Source organism: Anoxynatronum sibiricum (assembly GCF_039414295.1).
In the GTDB taxonomy this organism is placed as follows: domain Bacteria; phylum Bacillota; class Clostridia; order Peptostreptococcales; family Tindalliaceae; genus Anoxynatronum; species Anoxynatronum sibiricum.
In genome coordinates, this window is sequence record NZ_JBCITM010000005.1 from 1 (window position 1) to 24,642 (window position 24,642).

Genomic DNA, 24,642 nt, shown 5'->3' on the forward strand with positions numbered 1-24,642 from the left:
GTTGGTATTAGTGGGACTTGGATACTTCTATTATACCACTTACAGGGGGTTCTCTATATGTTTTTCACGAATGTTTATTAGCGATTTTCAAGGTTTTTTTGCTTTCCCTTGGGTGGGAAAGTTGAGTTAATGATTAATGATTTATTGAAGCACAATCCCTGGAAAGGGGGAGGGTGAAGACGAAGGGTCTGAACCCCTCTCCGTAAGCAGGCTTTTCTCGAACATACACAAACCTGAATCTCGCCCTTGAAAATGGATTCTTTCTGACACTCGCAACAGCGCCCAACCCTGAAAGCAGCTTTACCTAATAGCCGTAAGCCAGGGCCCCGCCGTCAACGGCAAAATCCTGGCCGGTGATGTAGGCTGCGCCGTCGCTGATGAGAAACTGGGCCATGGCCCCCAAATCACGGGTGTCGCCATAGCGGTGGAGGGGCATGCGGCTGAGAATCTTCGCCTGCCGCTCATCGGTCATCACCTGCTTGTTCATTTCACTGGGATACCATCCCGGTGCAATGGAGTTGACGGTGACATTGTCGGCCGCCCATTCCACTGCCAGTCCCCGGGTCATAGCCAGCACCGCTCCTTTGCTGGAGCAGTAGGGCACCACTTCTGAGAAGCCCAGGTGGGCTGCCATGCTGGTGATGTTCACAATACGCCCCACATGGGAAGAAGCCTTCAGGTAGGGGTAGCAAAGGCAGCTGAGCTTGAACACGCTGTTCACATTCACCTGGTGAATTTTTTCAAAATCATCATCGGCAAAGCTTTCTGCCCGGCCTTTCACGGTAATGCCTGCGTTGTTCACCAGAAAATCGATGCCGTCGGTTTCACCAATGGTCTTCACCAGTTCAGCCATACGGGGGTAATCGCAGACATCCCCCGCCAGGTGAACCACTCCGGGAAGCGCTTCAGCCCCTTCAATTTTCACACTGCCGCTGCGGCTGATGGCATAGACGTTGGCACCGGCTTCTGCCAGCACTTTGGCAATGGCATAGCCGATGCCGCTGGATGCGCCGGTGACAATACCTGTTCGTCCTGTCAGTTCAAACATGTTGTCGCCTCCTGATCCTACGTTTCTGTTCTGTTCGATTGCTGTTTAAAGACGCTGCAAGTGTTCTTCCATAAAATGGAAGCCCCAGCCGGCACCTTCCCGCTGATGGGCGTAGCCATTTTCAATGACCATGGGGTTGTCGATGATACCGTCGATCCAGTCGAAGCTTTCGGCACCATAGGGATGACCGATGGTGGCCAGCAGCGGCACATCGTAGTCTTTGTAGTAATGAGGCAGGCAGGGAATATGATGGGCCTCTGCCAGGGCGGCACTGAGACGCCAGGCCTCCACGCCGCCAATGCGAATGATATCGGGCTGCCACAAGTCAAGGGCATTGCGGCGAATCAGCTCCCGCAGGGCAACAACGTCATATTCCCGTTCTCCCATGGCCAGGCTGATGCCGGTTTTGCTGCGTATCATTTCGTAACCGGCGAAATCGGTGTTCACCACCGGCTCTTCAAACCACTGAATGCCCATTTCCCGGGCGGCATTGGAGAGGGTGATGGCGTTGGGCACCGACATGCCCTGGTTGGCATCCATCATGATCTTCACCGTGGGGCCCAGGGCTTCCCGCACCTTGGCAATGCGGTGAAGATCCCGTTCCAGTTCAGGGCTGCCCACCTTGATTTTCACCGCGGTGAAGCCACGGGCTTTGTAGCCCAGCACTTCTTCCAGCAGCTCTTCGTCGCTGTAGCTGAGCCAGCCGCCACTGCCATAGACGGGGATTTTTTTACCATTGGATCCCAGCAGTTTGTGAATGGGCTGCCCCAGGGTTTTTCCCCAGGCGTCCCACATGGCCACATTCACCGTGGCCTGGGCCCACCGCTGAAGCCCCACATTGCCGAAATACTCTGCTTCCCGTTCAAAATCTGCTTTCAACTTCAGGGTTTCGTTAATGGCGTAGCCTTTTTCAAGTACCAGCTTCTTCATGTCATGAAGGGCGCCTTCAATGGCCCGGGGAGAGTAATGGAAGGAAAGCAGGTATCCCTGACCGGTGATGCCGCTGTTGGTCACCACCTCCACCACATAAAAGGCAATTTCACTGATGGTGTGGGTGGCATCGGCAATGGGGCGGCTGATCTGGGAAACTGCCCGGTATAAGTAAAGGTCTTTGATGGTATGGGGGTTTGGAAATTGAGGTTGTTGCAGGGGTTGCTGCTGAGACTGCTGTTGGGATGGCTGTTGTTTTTTTTGCTGACTCATAGGTTGGCCTCTTTTCAGTGGGGTTTTTGCCTTACAGCTTTACCACCCGGTACGAGTGGCACTGCCGCTCAATGAGCTCCCAGTCCAGTTCGACTCCCACGCCGGGACCTTCGGGAACAGTGATCATGCCCTGCTCATCGATGGGAAGGCTGCCCTTCATGGGAAACTGGAAAGATTCTTCCGGCACAAAGTATTCATAGTATTCGCAGTTACGAATGGCACAGCTCACATGCAGGTTCACCAGGTCCATGTAATTCATGGTGGTGGTGTGAATTTCGCAGTTCAATCCAAAGCCTTCTGCCATATGGGCAATTTTCAGGGTGCCGGTGATGCCGTTTTTCCAGCTCACATCGGCCCGCACAATATCTGCCGCCCGCTGGGCGATGGTCTGGGCCACTCCCCAGTGACAACCCCGGGTGGTTTCTGTGGCGGCGATGGGAATATCCAGTGTGCGGCACAGCTCCTGGTACTTGTAGAGCTCAAAATCACGGAAGGGCTCTTCCAGCCACCGGTAGTTCAGCTTTTCCAGCTGCCGCCCCACGGCAATGGCCTGATCAAGGGTGTATTCTGCCACAGGGTCGCTCATGAGCACCATGTCGTCTCCCACCGCCTTGCGAATGGCCTGGTGAATCTCCATGTCGAGGGTCCAGGGGCCGGGAGGGTGTGCCTTGTAAGCGTTAATGCCTTTGCTCTTGTAATAAAGAGCCTCTGCCACGTAGTCCTCCAGAGTTTCATGAAAAAGACCGCTGGCGTAAACAGGCAGCTGGGTGCGGTAAGCGCCCAGATATTTGTAGAGGGGCAGCCCCGCTTTCTTGGCGCACATGTCCCAAAGGGCCACATCCACCGGCCCTGGCAGGTACACAGGGAAAAAGGTGAGGTGGCGGTCGATGTTCCAGAGCTCGTGCCAGATTTTTTCCCGGTCATGGGGGTCGCGGCCCATGACCACCGGCGCAATATTGTCGTGAAGGTAGTTTTCTGTGACGCCGCCGCTGCGGGCGGCCAGACAGGTGGCCAGGCCTTCGGTGCCATCGTCGGCAGTGAGCTTTAGCACCACCACATCCCAATCCATGGCGGCACCGCCCCGCCTTTTTTCATCAAAAAGACATTTTTCCCGTTTCACCCACCAGGTTTCAAAGGATACGATTTTCATTGTCAGGCTCCTTTATCAGTGCTATTATCAATGCTTTTATCAGGAAATCACCCGATACAACCATCTTTTTCAGCCATCTTATCTTGATGATCAGCGTTTACCCTTTTACAGGGTTTCTGCCAGCCACTCCACCGCCAGGGCAAACCAGGTGGCAACGTGGGGGTCAGCCCACCGGTTATTCTCCGGCTGCGCCACCGCCGGGGTAGCCAGGGAAAGACCGTGCACGCCCCGGGGATAAAGATGCAGTTCTGCCGGCACTTGCGCCGCCAGCAGAGCTTCCAGAAAAAGCAGGCTGTTTTTTGCAGGCACCAGTTCATCTGTCAGGGTATGCCACAGAAAGGTGGGCGGAGTGTGCTCTGTCACCCGCTCTTCCAGGGAAAACAGCTGCCGCAGTTTGGGGTCTGGCCCTGCCAGCTGTCGAAAGCTGGCGGCATGAGCGCACTCCCGGGCAGAGATCACCGGGTAGCACAGCACCAGGGCGTCCGGCCGGTGAAGTTCGAGGCTGGTGGCCGGTGAAAAAAACGCTTCCCGGTGCCACAAGGTTCCCAGACTCCCGGCCAGATGGCCGCCGGCAGAAAAGCCGCAGACTGCCACCCGCACCTCTGAAACAGGCATGCGTTGCACCAGCGCCACTTGACGCCGGGCTTCTGCCACGGCCTGGGACAGCTGATGCAGCGGCTGCCACCCCAAGGGGGCGGGTGTCACCTTGTAATGGAGCACAAAGGCATGAAAACCCGCCTGATTGAAGGCTTCGGCCACCGGCTTGCCTTCCCGGTCTGAAATCATCTGGTACCCGCCGCCGGGACAGATCACCACGGCTTGCCGGGCTGTGCCTTCCGCCAGCAGATAAGCGTCCAGCCAGCCTTCATTTTCAAGGGGAATATGAAAAATGCTGTGATTGGCTGTGGTTTCCATGAAATAACCTCTTTTCCTGTCTGTGGCAGTGGCTTAACGTGCCACTGTTCCCGCATTGATTGATGACAGCCGGAAGCCAGCATTGCTGTCTTCCGGCCGGTTGCAGCGCTCACTCAATTGTCGTGTTGGTTCTTCCAGTCAATTTATTCGATCATTCTTCCGATCATTTTTTCAGTTATCTCTTTCAATCTTTCTTCTTGCTGTCGCTTTTTATGATAGCTTTTTTTGACCGCTATGTCTTGCAGCCATTTTTTATGTGTTGATCCACACCCGACAGAGCTAACTGCCCAGCACAGGCATCATCAGGTTGGGCAGCCACATTACCAGCCCCGGAACAAAGGTGATGAGCAACAACACTGCCACCATGACTCCCAGGAAGGGAAGGAGGGTTTTCACCAACCGCTCGATGGGTACGCCAGAGACGGCACTGCCCACAAAAAGGGTGCCTCCCACCGGCGGTGTGATGAGGCCGATGCCCAGGTTCAGAATCATAATGGCGCCGAAGTGCACCGGGTCAATGCCGATACTGGTGGCGATGGGCAGCAAAATGGGTGTGGCCACCAGTATAATGGCAGACATGTCCATGATGGTTCCCAGAACCAGCATGAGTACATTCAGCATCAGCATAATCAGGTATTTGTTTTCTGTGATGCCAAAGATGGCGTTGGAAACCATTTGGGGCATGCGCAGATACGTGAGCAGCCACCCGAAAACCGTGGAGGTGGAAATGAGGATCAGCACAATGGCCAGAGTTCCCAAAGAGCGCTCCATCACCTTCCACATTTCTTTCAGGCTTAATTCCCGGTATATGAGGAAACTCACCAGCATGGCCCATACAACAGCAATGGCCGCCGATTCGGTGGCGGTGAAAATGCCGGAAACAACCCCCAGCACCACGATGACCACGGTGAGCAATCCCCAAATGGAATCCACCAGGGTTTTTAGCACATTGATGAGGTGGAAGGGATCCCCTTTGGGGTAGTTGCGTTTCACTGCCAGAATGTAGCTGTAGATCATGAGGGCAATGCCCAGCACGATGCCGGGAATCAGGCCCGCCAGAAACAGGCGCCCCACAGAAACAGTACCTGCCACCATGGCGTACATCACCATGTTATGGCTGGGGGGAATTAGCAGTCCCTGCACCGAACTGGTCATGGTGATATTGGTGGCAAATTCTTCGTCGTAGCCCTGGTCTTTCATCATCGGAATGAGAATGGTTCCCAGCGATGCCGTATCGGCGGTGGATGAACCGGAGATGCCGCCGAAAAACATGGAAGCCACAATGTTCACCATGGCCAACCCGCCGCGAATCCACCCCACCAGGGCATCGGAAAGGGCAATGAGCCGCTTGGAAATGCCGCCGGCTCCCATGAGCTCGCCGGCAATTATAAAGAAGGGGACTGCCATAAGACTGAACACATTCACGCCTTTCACCATAAGCTGAGCCACCTGCATGAGGGGCAGCCCCAGGTAAAGGGTGGTGAGAATGCTGGAAATTCCAATGGCAAAAGCAATGGGGAAACGACTGATAATCATCACAAAAAAAGTGCCGACAAGTATGAGAACTGCAATGGTGCTCTGATCCATCAGGCTGTTTCCTCCTTTCCCTGAATGACAGCTGATTGCTGTGGATGATCGTTGTGATCCGCTGGGCTTCCTGGAAAATCTTTGTTGCGGTGTCGCTGAATGAAGTTCAGCAGCCGTTCAATTTCCATGAGGCACATGGCCGCCCCCGCCATGGGAACCGACAGATAAAGCCACATGGACCGAATGCCAACGCCTGTCATGAGATTGCGCCCCGCCAGCATGGAAAAGCGCCAGCCGTACACGATCATGAAAATGGAGAAGGCAAATATACAGATTTGAGCTGCTGCTTTCATCACATTGACCACCTTTTCAGGCAGCAGGAAATCAATGATGGTCATGCGTATGTGGGTATCTTTTCGAATGGCCAGGGCTGCGCTGATGAGTGACATATACACCATGCACATGAGTACCACCGGCTCTCCCCAGGTGGGGCTGCTGCGCAGCACATACCGGCCAAAAACCACGTAGGATGTGATGGCCACCATGCCGATGAAACAGAGCTTGCAAAATGTCATGAAGAATAGGTAAATCATATCAAAAAACTTTGTCATCACGTTGGTACCTCCCTGTTGATCAAAAGGGGCAGCGAAGTCGCTGCCCCTTGAGGAGATGCTGCAGGTTCTTCCAATGGTTGGTTGTTCACTGGTTCACTGGTTTACTGATTCAATGCAGCAAATGAATGATCTTCTGAATTGTCTTTACTTATTGATGATGGCCTGGTATTCATCTTCCAGTCCTTCAATGTATTTTTCCACAACACTTTGAGTTGCTTCCATGTAAGGGGTTTTATCCGGTACTTCGATCACATTGGCTCCTGCTGCCTTGATATCTTCCAGCAGTTGGTTGTCAAGCACTTCAATGCTTTCACGGTTCCAGATTTCTGTTTCCTTGGCAGCTTCCATCAGAATGGCCTGGTCTTCAGCATCCAGCGTATCCCATACCTGTTCGCTCATGAGCACGATGGAGGGGCTGTAGGTGTGGCCGGAAAGAATGTAGTTGGGAGCCACTTCAAAGAACTTGTTGGAGTAGTAGCCGGAATGAGGCTGCTCGGCACCATCAACGGTTCCTGACTGCAGGGCGGAATACAGTTCTGAGAAGGAAATGGGTGTTGACTGGATGCCCATGGCTGCAACAGTTTCACTCATCAGGTCAGTGGTGGGTACACGCAGTTTCATGCCTCTGAAATCTTCGATGGAGTCAATTTCTTTGCCTGGAACAGTGAAGAAGTTTCTGGAACCTTCATCCAGGTAAAACAGGCCCACCATGCCAGTGCCCACTTCCTGAGCTTCTCTTAGAAAATCATCACCGATATCACTGTGCAGCACGCTCCACAGATGATCTCTGTCACGGAAAATGAAAGGAAGTCCAAACAGATTCAATTTTTGAACACCAAAGTCTGTCAGGCTGTTGGTATTGCCACGGGCGATATCAATGGCGCCGCCACCCATTTGCAGGGTTTGATAAGCGGTTTTTTCGTCTCCCAGCTGACCTGCAGGATACACTTCGATGGTGATCCGGCCGCCGGATTTTTCGCTGACCAGTTCAGCAAACTTGTCTCCCGCTTCGTCCATGATATGACCATCAGGATTCAGTTCAGCGTACTTGAGGGAATAGCTGGGCTTGTCTGCCGGTGCGGCTGCGCTGCCGTTGCCGGATTCAGCGGGTGCCGGAGCCGGCGCGGATGAATTGGAGCCACATCCTGCCAAAAGTGAAATACTCATCATACCTGCCAACAATAATGCTGCCTTCTTTTTCATTTTGTTACCTCCCCTTTTTTGCAGTGGCTCAGGATTTTCCTGAAACTGCTTTTCTTCGTTTTGATGCCTGTCATTGTTCTCTGGCATCCTGAACACGCGTGGAACACGTTTTCCTGATGCTTCGGAGACTTGCTTCTGTTTCGCTGCTGAAGCCATTTACGCTGCCAGCCGGCGAACCATCTCTGTTGACAACCGAGTACCCTGGAAAGGGCAAGCGGGTTACAGACAAATGATGACACCTTTTGAGCTGCACTTCTTAAGTCACTTGTTACCAGAAACCTATCTGTGTTGATGTGTCTCTATGCGGCTGCTTCTATTGGAGCTGTCAGGGGGAACCAGCAGCTGACGCTGGCAACCCATAACCGAAAAATGCAATGATACTGTTTGTCAGGAACACTGTTCTGCTTACAGGTGCATGAATGGATTACAGGTACATGGACAGGTTGCTTCTAAAAAGAACCACACTTTGCACATATTTGACATCTTCAATGGGTTTTTCACCCTTGATCAGATAATCCAGCAGACGCCTGGTTGCCAGGTAGGCCTGTTGATAAGGGTTTTTGTAGATGATGTTGTCGAGAATGCCCTCTTTCATATTGGCTGCATTTTCATCAAACAAGTCACTGCCAATGGCCCGCAACTTACCTTGCAGTCCCATCTCCTGCACCAGATTACCAATCATCACACTTCCCCGGGCATTGACACTGTAAATGGCCCGGATGCTTGGATCGCTGTTGAGGTATTCCCGCATCCGCAGGGAAATCTCTTCTTCGTCTTTGTAGCCATGAACTTTGATGGTTTTCAGGTTGATATCGTTTTCCTCCATGTATGCATCAAACCCTTGAATAATGCCATAATGGGAAGGAACCATCACATCCCCGGCCCCTATGAGCACACTGCTATTTTCTGGAAGCTGTGAGCTTAACAGCTCAGCCACCATGCGGCCTGTCACCTGATAGTTGGCCTGGACACAGCCCAATCGACCGCTGTCATACAGATCGTCACAGGTAAGCATGACTGGAATTCCCTCTTGGATGAACTGGCGTATGGCCTGTTCGCCCCGTTCATCGTGGGCATGGCCCACGGTGATCAGCCCGTCAATTTCATGGTCATACCTTTCCAGCACCGCTGTCAGTTCATGTCCCTGCACATTCATCGTGTTGTAATAGGGTATTTCGATGACCTGCAGGTTATAATCCTGAAGCTCCTCCATACAGTCCCGAAACCCCTGCCAGACATAGGTGTAGTAATACCGGTTCTGCTCTGTGGAGCCGGGAAAAGCCGCCACAATTCGCAGGGTTTTCCGCTTAAGAGAAGACGCCACATAGTTGGGGCGATAGCCAAACTCCCGAGCTGTCTCCAGTATTCGCTCCCGCAGTTCATCCCCTACGCCCGGCTTGCCGTTTAAGGCACGGTGTACGGTTCCTGAAGAAACGCCCATGTTTGCTGCAATGTCTTTGATGGTGACTCGTTTGACCATTCGTTTCACCGCTTCACGTTTACTAAAACGTTTTCTTAACGTTCTGGCCTTATTTTAATATGCCTTTTTCCGCCTGTCAATCACTTTTTCTCAGAAAAGCAAAATAATGTTTAAAGAGTGGGAATTTTTCGTGATCACTTATTTCTCTTTTGCTTCTATGAATCCAGTATTTTCAAGCGCTCTATCCTTTTAAGCTTTTATGTTTGCGTATTCGCTGTTCTTTCGGCAAGAATAGCAGCAGTGGTTTTGACTGAATTGCATGAATGATTAATCTATTCAACGCTTCTTTTACTAAAACGTTTTAACCTCTTTTCTCCCTGTTGTCCCTGTGGTATAGTGAAAGCGTCATGACCTTTGTTCCAAGTCTTCTCAGCACTTTGCTCATGGATTTTACAAATCAGCAAGCAATGCCTGAAGCTGCTTTTAACTTTGTCGCTGGTCATGGCTGGCTGATTTTGGATATGTGACAGGAGGATTTTCGATGGAAAAGCCCATTGTGGTACGTACCACTGTGAATGCCCAGATTTTCCGTGATTTTAGCCATTTTAACGCTTTTCAGATGAACCACCGGGGATTGATGCTGCTTTTCTTTCCTGTTTTTCTCATCATTCTGGGTGTGGTTCATTTGAGTACCGGCAGCCGTCTTTTTTTCTATGCGTACTGCGGCGCCGGCCTTTTGCTTCCTCTGGCGTACCTGATCTTTTACCGGGTATCTCTGAACCGTCAAATTCGCCTTCACCACCTGGAAATGCCCCGGGTAGCCTATACGGTGACCCTTGGGCAAAAAGATGTGAAGGTGACCAGCGAAACAGAAATTACCACCTTTCAGTGGCATCAGGTATACCGGGTATTTCACCTGGAGCAGGTGTCTTACTTGTATTTGACCAAAGCCCGGGCCTTTATTCTGCCCCATGGCGATTTGCAGCAGGGAACCCCTGAGGCGCTATTCAAACTGGTGGGCGAGCAGGTGCCCCCCATTCGGGTTAAGCACAAACGCCGTCAACCAAAGGGATAGTATCCGGTGCCTGTCTTTTCACCATTCCTGTCAGATTGATTCAAAAAAAGCAGTGACTGCCGCCTGTTCTAAGCGGTGTCACTGCTTTTTTGTCCGTTATGATGTGTCATGCCTGGTTGCCTTTACTGCGTGATTGTATGTGTCCGTGATTGCGTGATTGACCAGCTATTTCACGGCTATTCGCTCAACGCCGCCCATGTACCCCCGAAGCACTTCTGGAATCACCACACTGCCATCAGGCTGCTGGAAGTTTTCCAGAATCGCCGCCAGGGTGCGGCCCACTGCCAGGCCAGAACCATTGAGGGTATGAAGAAATGTGACCTTTCCACCTTCTTTGGGGCGATAGCGAATGTTGGCCCGCCGCGCCTGAAAGTCTTCAAAGTTACTGCAGGAGGAGATCTCCACATACCGATTGTAGCTGGGCATCCACACTTCCACATCGTACTTAAAGGCAGCGGTGAAGCCCAGGTCACCCGTGGAGATTTTCACCACCCGATAAGGAATTCCCAGCTGTTTCAACACTTCCTCCGCATTGGCGGTGAGACTTTCCAGCTCTGCATAAGAGGTTTCAGGGGTGGTGAATTTCACCATTTCCACCTTGTTGAACTGATGCTGGCGAATGAGCCCCCGGGTGTCACGACCGGCAGACCCGGCTTCTGAACGGAAACAGGGGGTATAGGCGGCGTAGCAGAGGGGCAGGGATTCTTCGGGAATGATTTCGTCCCGGTGGATGTTGGTCACCGGCACTTCTGCCGTGGGCACCAGAAAATAGTCTTTTTGAGGCACCCGGAAGGTGTCCTCTTCAAATTTGGGCAGCTGGCCGGTGCCGGTCATGCTCTGGCGATTCACCATAAAGGGAGGCATCAGCTCCTGGTAGCCGTGACGTTCGGTGTGAAGGTCCAGCATGAAGTTGATGAGAGCCCGTTCCAGTCTGGCTCCCAGCCCTTTATAGAGCACAAAACGGGCTCCGGTGACTTTGGCTGCCCGCTCAAAATCTAAGAGATCAAGCTCTGTTCCCAAGTCCCAATGGGCTTTGGCTTCATATTCAAAGGTGAGAGGCGTTCCCCAGCGGCGCACTTCCACATTGTCGTCATCTGTCTCTCCCTGAGGAACATCGGGATGGGGCACATTGGGAATACGCAGCATCATCTCATAAAGGTCGCTGTCCACCTGGGCCACGTCGCCGTCTAGCTCTTTGATACGGGCAGAAAGGTCTTTCATTTTTGCCATGATTTCGGTGGTGTCTTCCCCCTCTTTTTTCAGGCGGGGAATTTCCCGGGAAACTGCATTTTGTTCACTTTTCATCTGCTCCACTTCCTGAAGCAGGCTGCGCCGTTTTTCATCCAGCGCCACTACGGCATCCAGATCCACCTCTGCTTCTCCCCGACGTTCCATGGCTGCTTTAATGGTTTCCAGTTCATTGCGAATGCGTTTCAGATCCAACATCTCAATTCCTCCTCATCTTTATTTAGCTCTTTTTCTTTTTTGTCTTCTCTTTTCATTCTAACTTCATTCTTTTCTTTTTTGCCTCCGGCATTTCTTCTCTTTTTTTCTTTTTTTATCGTACAAAAAAACCTTCATCCCCGGTGAAAGGGACGAAGGTTCATACTCCGCGTTGCCACCCTGATTGACTGTTTCACATGAAACAATCCACTCAACAGACGGGATAACGGCTGTCTGGGCCGGCGGCGCTTGGCGGCCATCGATTGACACAAGTGTCTTCTACGGCTGTTCACGCAACAGTTCCGAACTGGATTCGACTGAATGCACCACCGTCTTCCACCACCGACGGCTCTCTGAAGGTTTCTCACAGTCTACTGGGTTCTTCTTCACTTTTTCATATGTTTTTTTCATTGCTCTTCATTTGCTTTTGTCTTCTCAATTCACCAGCATGCTCAGCCGTACCTTTGATCAAGTTATTGTATCACAGCTATCTTCACTTGACAACCTGTTCGGCTTCCGTTTGTACGACTTTCGTTTTTCTGCAGGTCCATCCCTGCCGATGGTTCCACGATTTTGCTGTTTCGGCTGTTTCAGTTGATTTGGCTGTTTCGACTGTTTTGGCTATTTCAGTTCTTTTGCCTGCGCCACAATTTCAGCTTCTTTTGCGTCAACCACTTCTGGCGTGGTCAATCCGTGGGGCACTTTGTTTCCCGCTTCATCAACGCTGACAAAGGTGATGAACCCATCCACCAGAAGATCGTTGGTTTTTTCATCCACCACACTGGCGTAGACGGTGATGCTGGTACGACCGGTGAGCACCACTTTGCTGTCAATGAGAATAATACTGCCATTACGCACCGGTTTGAAAAAACGGAAGCCGTGAACTTTAAGGCACACAATGCCTTCTGGTTTTCCGTACTGGCTGGCTGCCGCCACAAAAGATGCTTCCACAAACCATTCTGCCATTCTGCCGGCAAAAAGAGTGCCGTGATGGTTCAAATCTTCACTTTTCACCAAATGGTGAATCAGATGACTTTTCATAAGGGTTCCTCCTTCGATTTTCATTATTCGTTGGTTATTCTCACTGTATACCCATTTTCTGGATATCTATTAATGATTTTTAATGAAAATCGTCGAAGAATTGGGTTAGGTTGGTGCTGGTCGGTACATGAAGTTTCTATTCTTGTGATTGTGCTTCCAGGGCATTTAAAATTTGTTCCAATCGTGCCAGGGCTTCCCCATAGGCGGCCCAATCTCCCTCCTGGGAGGCCTGCTGGGCGTTTTCGAAGGTGCTGTTGGCAGCTTGAATTAGGATTTCTGTAGAAGCTTCTGACAAATCAGCCGGCAACGTTATTTCCGGTGATGGCGTGTCGCCAGGTGCGCCTGGGGCAGCAGGGGTTTCTTCCGGTGCCGAGGGCTGATCATCTGGTGATGAAGGCGTTCCCGTGCCACTTTCTGGAATGGTGGGTGTCCCGGCCCCAAAGAGGCGGGTCAGGGCTTCTTCAAGAGTGCTTTCCATGACAATGTCGTCTCCAAAGGCAGCGATGACCTGCTTCACCTCTGGCGGGCTGTCGGAATTGGAAGCCTGGATGTACAGGGGCTCAATGTAGAGGAAGGAGTTGTTCATGGGAATCACCAACAGGTTCCCCCGAATCACCTGAGAGCCACCTTCTCCCCACAGGGTGAGGCTCTGTGAGATAACTTCATTCTGATCAATACGGGCCTCTATCTGCATGGGTCCGTAAATGTTTTGGTCTTTGGGCAGCTGGTAAAGCACCAGTTCACCATAATGCTCCCCGTCGTTTCGGGCCATGAGAAGGGCAATCATGTTGTTCAGCCGGTTGGGGGTGTAGGGAACGGATAGCACGAACTCCTCCCTGTTTTCTCCCGGCATTTTGAAAATCATGTACTGAGACTCCACATTTTGAGACTGACCGGCATAGCGCTCCTGGGCAATGTTCCACAGGTCTTCGTCCAGATAGAACACAGAGGGGTTGGCCATGTGGTAACGCTCATAAACGATGGTTTGCAGATCAAAGAGCTCCTGAGGATAACGAATGTGTTTGTGTAAGCCTTCCGGCAGGGCTTCCAGAGGCTGGAACAGGCCGGGAAAAATATTGGCATAGGTTTGAATCACCGGATCTTGCACATCGGCAATATAGAAGTTGACGTCGCCTTCATAGGCATCCACCATGACCTTCACCGAATTACGCATGTAATTGTAGTCTCCCCGCAGGCGGCTGTTGTAATCCTGGTTCAGGTAGGGGGTGGCGTAGGGATACTTGTCATGAATGGTAAAGGCGTCGATGATCCAGACTAACCGTCCCTCATGGATCACCAGATAAGGGTCTTCATCATACAACAGGAAGGGGGCAATTTTTCTCACCCGTTCTTCAATGTTTCTGTCAAAAATGATGCGGCTCTCGCCGGAAATACTGCCGGAAACAAACAGCCGGGCACTCCGTTCCCGCAGGGCGTAAAGCAGACGGTTGAAGCCATTCAAGGGAATACCGGCGGTTCCTTCATACATGGTTTCTGCATTGTCTTCCCCCATGGGGTAGTCAAACTCCATTTCGCCGGTGTTCACCACAATGTAATGATTGGTAAGTTCTCCAAAATAGATCTCCGGCCGGGTGATCTCCAGATCAGTGGTGCTTACGGGGGGAATGTTGCGAATAAACAGCTCTGGCTGCCCCTGAGGGGTGATGGCATTCACCGGTGACACCACTGCGCCATAACCATGGGTGTATTTCAGATGCATGTTCAGCCAGGTTTTGGCGGATTCGCTGATGCGTTCCATGTTCAGTTCCCTGGCGGCAGTAAACACCTGTCGGTATTCGCCGTCAATGTGGTAGCGGTCAATGTCCACGTCTGTGAACTGGTAATAGGGGCGAATGGCCTGCAGCTGGTTGTAGCTGAGGAGGGCTGGCCGGTAGTCATTGATACGGATGTTTTTCACTGTTTCCGGGTTGGCTTCCAGGTCTTCCCGGGTGAGGTTATAGTCAATGTCAAATTTTTCTTCCCGCACATTGTCTAATCCATAGGCCATGCGGGTGTATGCGATGTTTTGATTAATATAGGGCGTCTCCCGGGCCAGCACATTGGGTTCCACCACAAAACGCTCCACTCCGGCAGAGGCAATGCCTCCCACCACTGTCACCAGCACCAGCAGCACCGGGCCTGCCACCATCAGCTTGTATTTGCGGCCATAAAATCCCACCAGCAGCAATACGCCGCCGGCAAAACTCACCAGGGCTTTGATGCGGTACAGGGGCAGACCCACGGCCATATCAGTATAGCCGGCGCCATAAATGGCCCCCTGTGGAGAGTAGAGGAGCTGGTAAATACTGAGTAGATACCGAAGGGTGAGGATGGCAAAAAAAATCACACCCAGGGTTACCATCTGGCGGGTGGCAAAAGCCAAAAACCGTTTCATCGTGTCTTTCCAGGGATTGGTCCCTTCTTCCACCTGAATCAGGGTGGGCCGGCGGGCAGCCAGCATGAACAAATAGAAAAAGAAAGTAACCACCACCACGGTGAAAATCAATGAAATCAGTGTGTCCAGTCCTTGCATCAAGAGGGGCCAGGTGAAGAAATAATAGGCGATGTCTTTTCCAAAAACCGGGTCTTCCACGCCAAAGGGAACCTGATGGCGAAACTCCAGAATCTGCCACCAGAAACGTCCCACGGTGTTCATGGCTGTATAAAGGCCCAGCACCACCGCCGGCAGCAGCAGCCATCGGTTGATTTGCTTGTCTGACAGGGTTACTTGGGTGGCACCGGTCTGTTTCTCGTACCTTTTCTTGAGTACCCGAAAATATGCATAAAAGAGAATGCCTGCCACAATAAACACAGGGATCCCCAACGTCATCTGAGTACGCAGCCGGGTGAGAAACACGCCGGTGTATCCCAAATCGGCAAACCACTGGTATTCGGTGATGAAATGGACCAGCTGGCTGGTGAAAAGCAGCACCACCACCACCAGGGCCGCCACCCCTCCCAGTATTTTTCGAATGCGGTTCATTTGAAAAACTCCCTTCTCTGATCATCCGCTGAAATGACTGGATGAACACCTTTTTCTGAGTGATTTCTCACTGAGCTCCCTTGATCTAATCGTTCTGATCAACGTCACCCCTGTTTTCGATTTCATTGATTCATTTCGCTTGTTCTCATCATCATTTACACTTTATCACATCAACATGAACTGTTGATGAAATGGTGTTGCTAAACAAGACGTTCTTTTCCCGTAAATGTTTTCTTTCAATCCTCCCGGATTTCTCCCGGATTTGAAGCGCTGCTATCTATTAATGCCTGAAGATGACCGGTGATGACTGAAGAAAAGGCACCGGGCATTTTCTGCCGGGTGCCTTTATTGCATGGTCCGTTTAAATTCTTTCTTGAATTTTTCGATGATTTTCTTTTCCATTCGGGAAACCGTCATCTGTGATACATTCAGAGACATGGCCACCTGCATCTGGGTCTGGTTTTCGAAGAAGCGGTCTTTCAGCACCTTGCGCTCCACCTGATTCAATTTTTCCATGGCCTGCAGAATGAAATCCCGGTTTTCAATGAAGTCAAACATTTTGTCGGTTTCACCGATGAGATCCATGAACTGAATGTCTTTGTCTTCCCCTTCGTTGTCGTAGGTGAGGTCAAGAGACTTGGGGGTGTATACCTGGTTGGCTTCCATGGCTTCGATGATTTCTTCCTCAGAGCAATTCAGGTACTCGGCGATATCTTTTATTTTGGGGGTTCGCTGTAACTGTTGTTGTAGAATACTTTTGGTGGTATTGATTTTTTTCGACAGTTCTTGAATGCGCCGGGGTACCCGGATGGACCAGCCTTTGTCACGAAAGTACTTTTTGATTTCACCGATGATGGTGGGAGTGGCAAAACTGGAAAACTCATAGCCCCGGTCAACATCAAAGCGCTCGATGGCATAGATCAGGCCGAGGGAAGCCACCTGGTAGATGTCTTCGTAATCGATGCCTTTGTTGATATACTTTCTGGAGAGTATTTCGGCGATAAACAGGTAGCGCCTTACCAGTTCATTTCGGATTTTCACATCCCGGTTTTCCCGGTAGACCAGGAACAGTTCTTTATCATTCAGTGTGTCAAGGGAAAGATGGCGGCCCGGGTCTGACGGAGAGTGATTGGCGGTGGATGGTGTCGTCATCAGGCTTCCTCCCTTAGATTCTTAATCATGGTGATGGATGTGCCTTGGCTGCTGCCGGTTTTAATTTTCACGTCATCCATCAACGATCTGATGATAAAGATTCCCAGCCCTCCTTCATTCAGTTCTTCCAGCTTGGGAGCCTGGAGAGTTTGAACACTGTAGCCCTTGCCGAAATCAGAAACAGAGATGGTCAGACGTTCCTGTTCACGAACAAACTGGACAACAAAATTTTCCTCAGCACCGCAGCCCCCATGCATAATGGCATTGGAGCAGGCCTCGGACAAAGCCACCTTGATGTCTTCGATGTCTTCAATATCGAAGCCCATGCTGCTGGCAATGGCTGTGACTGTCAACCGGATCATACTCACATACTCTGAACGATGGGGAATGGACAACTCGATCATTTCCCGGTTGATTTCCTGATTCATTTTGCTGAGCTCCTTCATCACTGGTCTCACGATAGGGATCACCTTCTCATTGGATTTGGAAACTAATTTTCCACTACTAGTATTTTATCCAATCCCGTGATATTTAATAATTTTTTTATGCTGGGCTTCACATTTCTGACAAGAATATTCAAATTTTCCTTCTGCAGCTGCTTCAGGGTTCCGATGAAAACGCTTAATCCGGTGCTGTCAATGTATTCCAATTGGTCTCCCATGATGCGGATCGACTCTTTTTTCTCGTCCAACATTTCATTCACTGCTTTTTTCAGAATGCCGGCAGTATGCAGGTCCACTTCCCCCTCCAGTACAAGCACCCAAAGCTGTTCCTCTTCATTAAAGGATTTTTGGATCTTCAGTGCCACTGTACTCCCTCCTTCATTGCGAATAAAAGGCGTCATTGTGTGTTGTCTGTCTATTATAACAGATTCCGCCTGTTAACACTATATGAGTGCGTCGATTTGTCTTTGTTTTGGACGGTTAGTCTCATCATTGGACTATTTTGGTGATGATAACAGCTGGTTAAAAGGCATTTAACTGGCACGGAGCTCTCCCAAATGAATTAAATCTGCCAATAGTCCGGTGTCTTCTCCGTAATTGCCCAGTAATGCATCTCGCATGATGTCAAGATCTTCCCGGCTCACCCGGTCTTCCGCCGTTTTCTTCTCGTGGCTGCATCGGTTGCGAATGGTGCGCACTGTATCCAGCCGGGCGTCGAAGTCATTGTTTCGAATGGCTTTCAGCTGGTTCATCAACCGTCGGTCGCCGCTTTTATACACTTCTTCGGTACAAATTCCCAAAATATACTTCAAATTGCCCAGATAGATGCTTTCCCATTGAGCCACTGGCTTTTCTTTTCCTTCTCTTTCTAGGGTTTTGCCTGATCGCTGCATCATGGGCAGGCGACGCAGCCCCTGAAAAGCGATCTGGTTCATCACGGTCTCTGCCAGCGTACCGTACAGCACTCCGACAGGAGACTGATCGTTATCTGTCTCTGTGTAAATGGTTCGCAGCATCTCCGCTTCCAGCAGTGATTGGCGCACTGATTCATTCAGCCCTTCCCACAGATCACGGCTGACACGATTTTTAAGAGTGGGCGGCATGGCCAGATCTGCCGCATTAATGTGCACGTACTGGCGAAACAGGTTCACCACGTGCCGGTTGTAGGTTTCCTTTTCTTCGTCGGTAAGGGTCTCCCGGGCGTTTGTTTTTCGAATGAGTTCGTCCCCCGCCACGGTACTGGCAAACCGGTTCAGCAGCATCTGCGTCTGTTCCAGCAGCAATTGATAGGCCTGTTCCACTTTTTCTGCCGATTCCTGCTGCATCTGGGCTGATTTCCGATAGAGCTCCATGGCTTCCTTCCATTCGCTGGTTCGGTTCCCGTGACCTTCCTGTCTTTCCAGCAACGGTGTCTCTTTTTCCACAAACCACCGAAACACTTCTGATGTAAAGGTACCGTCCTCCTGCAGCAGTTTTCGTTCCAACGCTAAGCGGAAAGCGGGTTCCATCGCCTCTGGCACAGGGGACCGCCTGCTGATTTTCAGTTCTCCGCCGGCCAGTTTTCTGAACAGCTCTTTTTCTTCTTCGTCGGAAGATTCCCAGTGGGTGCGAAGAATGCCATGGGCGTCTTTGGCCACCTTATGATGGAAGGCCTCCACCGCTTCCTGACCTTCATCGGTGGGAGCCTGTTCTTCCCAGCTGCGGCAGGCTGACCGCAACAGCCCTGGAATGCCGCCGGATACTCGCATCAGCCATTCCTGATCTTTCTCTTTCAGTGTCAACCCGCAGCGTTCCATGTACGTTTTGCCTTCTTCACTGGTGAACAGTGACAGACTTTCGCTCATGAAAACACCGGAAAAACCTGATTCTGCACATTCCCGGGAGACGGATTCAATGGCTTTTCGGCTGGTTGTCAGGTATCGCACATCCATGGTGGTGTTTCCCACCAGGGAACGGAGAAAAGCAAAGCTGCGCTCTGCCAGTTCTCTGCGCTGCTGGTCCCCGGTTCCTTTTCCCAGCCGGCGTGTCAGCTGGTCAATATCGTCCAGCATGATCACTGTCACCACTTCTTCCTCATACAGTCGCTGCAAGATGTCTTTCAGCTGGCTTGCCAGGCGTCGTTCCCGATCTTCCGCCAACTCATCGTATATGTGACGACTGTAAGTTTTCACTTCATCACTCATAATGGGGCAGGTTCTGATGGCTTCGTAAATGGCTTCATGAAACAAGAGCAGAAATTCACGGAAATCCCGGGCGCCTCCGTGATTCATGGGTACAACCAGGTTTTGAATCCCTGTATCCAGCAATTTTTCACGGGTTTCCCACAATGCCAGGTACTGCATGAGAGAACTTTTTCCCGTGCCGTCTTCTCCAATGAGGGCCATGCTGTTGGAGTAGGTGCCAAAAACACTGTCCTGAATTTTCCAGATCAGATCCTCCCTGCCCACAAAGTCCTCTGCTTCCCGCACCGGGTATCGTTTGTAACATAGTCCTTTTCCCATTGACTTTTGTCACTCCTTTGTCTCATCCTTGGCTTCGCCCTTTGCCGGCCAGCCTTCTGCATCAAGCACTTTTGCCACGGTCCATTTGCGCTGTAAAAATAATCGCCACAGATCCACTGCCACCCGAAACGCTTCCGCATTATCTGGAGATTCTGTTAACACACCCAGCCTTTGCAGGCTGTCCACCACTTCTTCCAGTTTTGATCGATATATCAGCTGTTGTAACCCGGGTCGATTTTTCATGGCTGCCACCTGATCTAACAGGGTCTGTTTTGTCACCCAAGATACATTTTTGGGAGATGCCTCTGCTGTCATGGCCAGCACCACCCGTTCTGCCGGGTCTGTGACGGTTTCCCAGAGATGGTCGAAATAATTTTGCTTTTCGTTCATCTGCAGGGTATTTGCCACTGCATCGTCCACATCTGATGGGTACACCACCCGCCGGTTTTCCCGGTTCATCCGGTCCACCATGGCCTTGCAGAGAATGGAGGTGTAGTAGGGGTGGCCGCTGGTCATGAGAAATACCCTGTCAAGGGTTTCTGTCAAATATGTCAACTCTCCTTCATAAGGCACCTGAATCATGCTGTGGGTTCCTTTTCGGTCCATAAAACCCACTTTAAGCAACTGGGCGGTATCAGAAATCTTCAGGGCATCGTCTGTCATGCGGTCCACCAGATAGCCGCCGCCGGCAATCATTAGTCTGATTTTATCAGAATGCTGCATCTGGCTGCGAAGCAGGGGAAACAGGTGGTTTGAAAACCGCTTTTCCTGCACACCGTCGATAACAGCTTCAAACTCGTCCAGAAGCAGTAGCAGTTTGTGTTCCCCCAGATGCTCTTCCAGCTGCCTGAAAAACTGCCCCAGCCGTCTCACGGGATTGTCTTCAAAAAAAGCTTCATCTGGCATGTCCATGGAAATACCTTTTTGTTTCAATGTTCGAACGGTGTCCATCACAAACAGGTCATACACCAGTTCTGCCGTGTTCTCAACACTGGTCAGTTGCTGTACGTCGCAAAAAACGGGGATGTAGGGTTTTGGTGCATTTCGATACACGTAGTGTAACAGTGAGCTTTTTCCAATGCGCCGCAGCCCATATACCAAAAAGGTCACATTGCTGCCGGTGGATGCCAGCCCATTCCGGATGATGTTCATCTCCTGGTCCCGGCCAAAAAAGATGTCGTCTTTCTTGATGGCCGCCAGAGGATACCGGTCACTCAGTTTTTCCGTTGGTTCATGTGCCGGCGGAGTGATGGTAATTTCTGTTTCCAGCAAGGTGTGGGCCATCTGGCTTCCCACCTGGCTGATTCCCATCAATGTGGCGGTCCCAGGCTGGGCATCGGAAAGGGGCATTGTCATGGTCAGGGTTTCACCAGGATCCAACCGGGGCCATTCCTGTTCCCATGAAATGGGGTCCATGGTATCAGCAGTCACTACCATTCTTAACCTGATCTGTTCTGCTGGCTCATTTCCAAGGCTTGTCACAAGAAATTCCAGGGATGTTCCCTGTGCCACTATATTCTCCAGGTTTAACAGTTTCAGTTGAAAATCAGTCTTTTGTTCCTGCAGATCCTGCTCTTGCTTGATCAGATTTTTCCACTGGTTCAGGGCCCCATTGAGGGGATTTTTGTAATGAGCTTCCACTTTTTGTTGCAGTTCTCGGGTGAGTATGGGGGTGTTCAGTGTTCCCATCAGTTCCGCCAGTTTTTCCTTTCTTTCTTTTACAGAGGTTTCCCGCTGGTAGGCTGCAGCCTGATGCACCACCTCTTGTAATGTGGCAAGCAGACTCCCCCCATAGCTGCGGTTTTTCTCACTAAGGCCAAAAAACTTGTGGCTCTGACTATGTTTTTGCAACAGGGCAAGGGTCTTTCCCAGATAGGGCAGCATGGTTAACAGGTCCTGGGGTGTCTGCAGCCATCGGAAAGACTCCAGCAGCTGTTGAATTCCTTCTTCGATCATTCGCTGCACGGGTTCTCCCTTTTGCTGCCGCCAGAGCAGCAACACCAGCCACTCGCTGCAAACGGCAATCCTGCGGAGATTATCTTTCATGTTACCCAATACCTGAACCATGGCCTGAGCATATTCTGTCAAATAATCTTCCAGCTCATCTTCCAGGCCTTCTTCCTGGACCCGGGCTGCCGCCGCCAGAAAGAAGCGTGCTTTTTGCTGATCTCCGGCGGGATTCATGGGATTTCGCTCCATTTTCACCCGTTCCTGGCGAGATTCCCACTCTCTTTCTGTAAAGGGAGTCTCTTTGTTCCCCTGGCTTTCCAAAGTCTGTTTTATAAAGGGGAGTGTTGCCAGGATTTCCTCAAGGGAAAGATTCAGATCCATTTCATCAGGATATGTCATCATTAGATTAAGGTCATAAGTTGGTACTTCTGTTGTTTTCAAAGGAATATCATCCGATTTTACCAATCTGTTCTCCTGTTTTTTGACTGGGATTCCATTGTTTCTGTTTGATGAATCTTTCATGGCTGTATGCAGTTCTGTGCAGCCTTTAAGATAGAGTTCTTGGCGGGAACGAATGGACTCCATCATCTGGGTGGCCTCCGTTCCCCGCTGATCACGGACTGCTTTCATGGCATCCATGAACACCGCTGCTTCCGGGTCATGCTCCTGCAACAGTTGATGTACCCGGTCAGTGAGCTTCTCCGGGTAATTTCCCATCACCATCCAACGAACAGCCGCCGCCTGGTATCCCAACAGTTCTCCTGTTTTCAGAAGAAACGGCTTTCCTTTTTCTGCCATCATGTACGCTTCACACAGCTGGACAAGGATGGTGGACTTATTTTGATCATCCACTTTTTCCGGCGCCTCCACCAGAAAATGAAAGGCTTCCCGGGCTTCTTTCCATCGGCCCATGCGGATATATATCAGTCCCTGTCGGAAACTGCTTTTGTACTCGTCGGCACTGTCTTTTTCTGCTTTTTCCCTGTTCAACTGCTCCATTGCCAGCCCCAGGGCATCTTTTTCGTCGGTTGACAACCCTGGTGACGAGGCAATCCCCTCTCTCAGACTTGTGGGTCCATATAAGGCTATCAACAGGCTTATTCCCCTTTTTCTGTCAGATGTATTGATCTTCTGAACCCATTGAAGACAGACGCTGCGGGTTTTGCTTATGGTTCCCTCTTTAACCCGGTCCCATATCTCCGTCGCAATAAAGGCACCATCGTTTGCCTCCAGTTCTTTCAGACTTTCTGCCATTTTGGGGCTTATTTTTTGGGCCAGCACAAAAAAATACCTCATGATGCTGCCAGGAGCTTCACTGCGGCAGACATACTGTTCCAATAAATGTTTATGCTTTTCAAATGAGTTGCTGCACATCAACTGAAGGGTTTCAGGAAAAATCAGTAAGGGTTGATGCGCTTCTTCGCTGAGAATGTCCACAATTCGTCGATCTGGATTTTCCACCCGCTTGGAATCCTGGGGATCTTCTGGAGCTCGTGCCAGCATTGCCAGCGTCTTCATCATGGCTTTTTTTTCTTCACTTTCTTCTTTATCCACTTTTTCCCACAGATTCACCAGTTTCAGCAAATAGGCCGTCAGATGATCCCCTTTATCCTCCATATGCCGGTTGATCCGGCCTTCTTCCTGTAAATACTCCCGCAAACGCGCACACAGAGAAATATCTCCCGTTGCCATGGCAGTGGCCAACATCCGCAGGTATTCCATTGCCCTTCTTAGAGGTGCTGGTACCGCGTATTGCAACACTTTTTCCCTCACATGGAAGGCTTCTTTTGCCCGCCCCATGCGCAGCAGCGTATCTGCATACACATCACCAGCCGCCTGGTCTCGGGGAAAGAGACGGTAGAGTTTTTCCATCAGTGAAAGTGCTTCCTGGTCCAGTTTTTTCCCTTCCAACTCTGCCGCCATGTCTTTTAAACTGCTCCACGAAGGTGAAATTGGATATTTCACCACTGTTTCCACCATTTTGTAACCTAACTCTTGATCCTGTAAACTGGCCAGTTCCAACACCTGGTAAATACACCTGAAATTCTTTCGATCACTGCCGGATATATTTTTTTCTTCTGTCAGCCAGAAGTGTCTCCACCATTCCAGCCGGTCAAAGGTGTTGGCCCATTTTAATAGTTTCGTCAGATCGCCATGAAACCGATACCCGGCCACATGAGCTTGGAAGGCCTCTTCCAAATTGCCGTCAAACTCGTGAAAAATGCCTTCTATCCAGTAGCGCTGCATTTCTTTCTGCCAGGAAGCCGCCTTTTTTGCCAGGGCACGAACTTCTTCCACCAGCGCATGCTTGTCCAAAAGTGTAATGATCGGTTGGCTGCTTTCCAACTTGTTGGCGTTGTTGCAGAAAAAAGTCCAGTATCCTGCTTCCTGACCTTGCTCGTGTTTCATTTTCATGGGTTGAAGGGCTGCATAGTGGGCTTCAACCCAGATGTTCTGTTCCACACAAAAGTGTTGCATTTCCCGCCAGTCTTTTTGTTCATTGGAAAGCCGGCAGATAAAGAACTGACAGGCACAGGCACAGTGGATCTTTCGATTGCCGGATTGCCGTTCATACCAGTTGCGCACGGCCCGCCACCGTTCTCTTGAACGGGGCTGTTCCTGCAGGCCGCGAAACAGTTTTGCCGGCTCTGGGGATATTTCATTCACCGGCATGTCTCCCAGCGTTTTTTCCACTGAAACCGTTTCTCCTGTTAGCAACGCATCTTCAAATGTTTCCATCCATGTATTCCATGCTGACGCCACTTTCATAAGCCGCCTCCTTTGTGACAGGTGGACTTTTTTCGTCTCCCACTTGCCCTCTTTTGTATGTTATTGTCAGAACAGAGGGACGCTACTCACTTCTGTCTGCTGCTGTATTTCCACGGATATTATTCGTTTCTCACCAGGCGTTTCCTTCTGATAGATATCTCTCCAGCGAAATGGCGACCCTTCCTAATGCTTACGGTATCCTCAT

The 24,642-nt window shown here is 50.7% G+C and carries 17 protein-coding genes and 1 other annotated feature; of the genes, 1 reads left to right on the top strand and 16 read right to left on the bottom strand.

The features are described from left to right. Positions 1–304: 304 nt before the first annotated feature. From AAIG11_RS06215 to AAIG11_RS06250, 8 genes are all read right to left on the bottom strand, one after another. Positions 305–1,048, bottom strand: a complete 744-nt coding sequence (locus tag AAIG11_RS06215) for an SDR family NAD(P)-dependent oxidoreductase (protein ID WP_343185375.1) — start codon at positions 1,046–1,048, stop codon at positions 305–307. A gap of 45 nt (positions 1,049–1,093) precedes the next feature. After that, on the bottom strand, positions 1,094–2,251 hold the full coding sequence (locus AAIG11_RS06220; RefSeq protein WP_343185376.1) for a mandelate racemase/muconate lactonizing enzyme family protein: 1,158 nt from the start codon (positions 2,249–2,251) through the stop codon (positions 1,094–1,096). A 31-nt stretch (positions 2,252–2,282) separates the two neighbouring features. Continuing rightward, entirely contained in the window at positions 2,283–3,401 is a 1,119-nt protein-coding gene (locus tag AAIG11_RS06225; protein ID WP_343185377.1) for an enolase C-terminal domain-like protein, read from the bottom strand. Positions 3,402–3,506: 105 nt separating this feature from the next. Then, a complete protein-coding gene (locus AAIG11_RS06230) occupies positions 3,507–4,316 on the bottom strand; it encodes an alpha/beta hydrolase (protein ID WP_343185378.1) in 810 nt (269 codons plus the stop codon). Between the two features lie 279 nt (positions 4,317–4,595). Next, complete coding sequence (locus AAIG11_RS06235; protein ID WP_343185379.1) at positions 4,596–5,903, bottom strand: TRAP transporter large permease; 1,308 nt, start codon at positions 5,901–5,903, stop codon at positions 4,596–4,598. Then, a complete protein-coding gene (locus AAIG11_RS06240; protein WP_343185554.1) occupies positions 5,903–6,454 on the bottom strand; it encodes a TRAP transporter small permease in 552 nt (183 codons plus the stop codon). The genes AAIG11_RS06235 and AAIG11_RS06240 overlap by 1 nt, the downstream gene beginning before the upstream one ends. A 147-nt stretch (positions 6,455–6,601) precedes the next feature. Next, positions 6,602–7,660, bottom strand: a complete 1,059-nt coding sequence (locus AAIG11_RS06245; protein ID WP_343185380.1) for a TRAP transporter substrate-binding protein DctP — start codon at positions 7,658–7,660, stop codon at positions 6,602–6,604. Positions 7,661–8,084: 424 nt separating this feature from the next. Continuing rightward, positions 8,085–9,140: a substrate-binding domain-containing protein gene (locus AAIG11_RS06250; protein WP_343185381.1), complete on the bottom strand. Its 1,056-nt coding sequence runs from the start codon at positions 9,138–9,140 to the stop codon at positions 8,085–8,087. Between the two features lie 481 nt (positions 9,141–9,621). Between AAIG11_RS06250 and AAIG11_RS06255 the strand changes: the two genes are divergently transcribed. After that, positions 9,622–10,155 (top strand): YcxB family protein, encoded by a 534-nt coding sequence (locus AAIG11_RS06255; RefSeq protein WP_343185382.1) that lies wholly within the window; start codon positions 9,622–9,624, stop codon positions 10,153–10,155. Positions 10,156–10,320: 165 nt separating this feature from the next. Here AAIG11_RS06255 and serS read toward each other — a convergent pair whose 3' ends face one another. The 8 genes from serS to AAIG11_RS06295 form a co-directional block, all read right to left on the bottom strand. Continuing rightward, a complete protein-coding gene (gene serS / locus AAIG11_RS06260) occupies positions 10,321–11,601 on the bottom strand; it encodes a serine--tRNA ligase (protein WP_343185383.1) in 1,281 nt (426 codons plus the stop codon). 142 nt (positions 11,602–11,743) lie between these two features. Next, positions 11,744–11,994 (bottom strand) — a binding site (T-box leader). A 225-nt stretch (positions 11,995–12,219) separates the two neighbouring features. Beyond that, positions 12,220–12,639, bottom strand: coding sequence for an acyl-CoA thioesterase (locus AAIG11_RS06265; protein WP_343185384.1), 420 nt, complete (start codon positions 12,637–12,639; stop codon positions 12,220–12,222). A 136-nt stretch (positions 12,640–12,775) separates the two neighbouring features. Continuing rightward, positions 12,776–15,622 carry a UPF0182 family membrane protein gene (locus AAIG11_RS06270; protein ID WP_343185385.1) on the bottom strand — a complete coding sequence of 949 codons (2,847 nt, stop codon included), beginning with the start codon at positions 15,620–15,622 and terminating at the stop codon, positions 12,776–12,778. A gap of 345 nt (positions 15,623–15,967) precedes the next feature. Then, positions 15,968–16,774 carry a SigB/SigF/SigG family RNA polymerase sigma factor gene (locus AAIG11_RS06275; protein ID WP_343185386.1) on the bottom strand — a complete coding sequence of 269 codons (807 nt, stop codon included), beginning with the start codon at positions 16,772–16,774 and terminating at the stop codon, positions 15,968–15,970. Beyond that, a complete protein-coding gene (locus AAIG11_RS06280) occupies positions 16,774–17,202 on the bottom strand; it encodes an ATP-binding protein (RefSeq protein ID WP_343185387.1) in 429 nt (142 codons plus the stop codon). Before AAIG11_RS06280 ends, AAIG11_RS06275 begins: the two co-directional genes overlap by 1 nt. Positions 17,203–17,264: 62 nt before the next feature. Then, positions 17,265–17,582 (bottom strand): STAS domain-containing protein, encoded by a 318-nt coding sequence (locus tag AAIG11_RS06285; protein ID WP_343185388.1) that lies wholly within the window; start codon positions 17,580–17,582, stop codon positions 17,265–17,267. Positions 17,583–17,750: 168 nt separating this feature from the next. Then, positions 17,751–19,718 (bottom strand): ATP-binding protein, encoded by a 1,968-nt coding sequence (locus AAIG11_RS06290; RefSeq protein WP_343185389.1) that lies wholly within the window; start codon positions 19,716–19,718, stop codon positions 17,751–17,753. A 9-nt stretch (positions 19,719–19,727) separates the two neighbouring features. Further along, positions 19,728–24,437, bottom strand: coding sequence for an ATP-binding protein (locus AAIG11_RS06295; protein WP_343185390.1), 4,710 nt, complete (start codon positions 24,435–24,437; stop codon positions 19,728–19,730). Between the last annotated feature and the right edge of the window lie 205 nt (positions 24,438–24,642).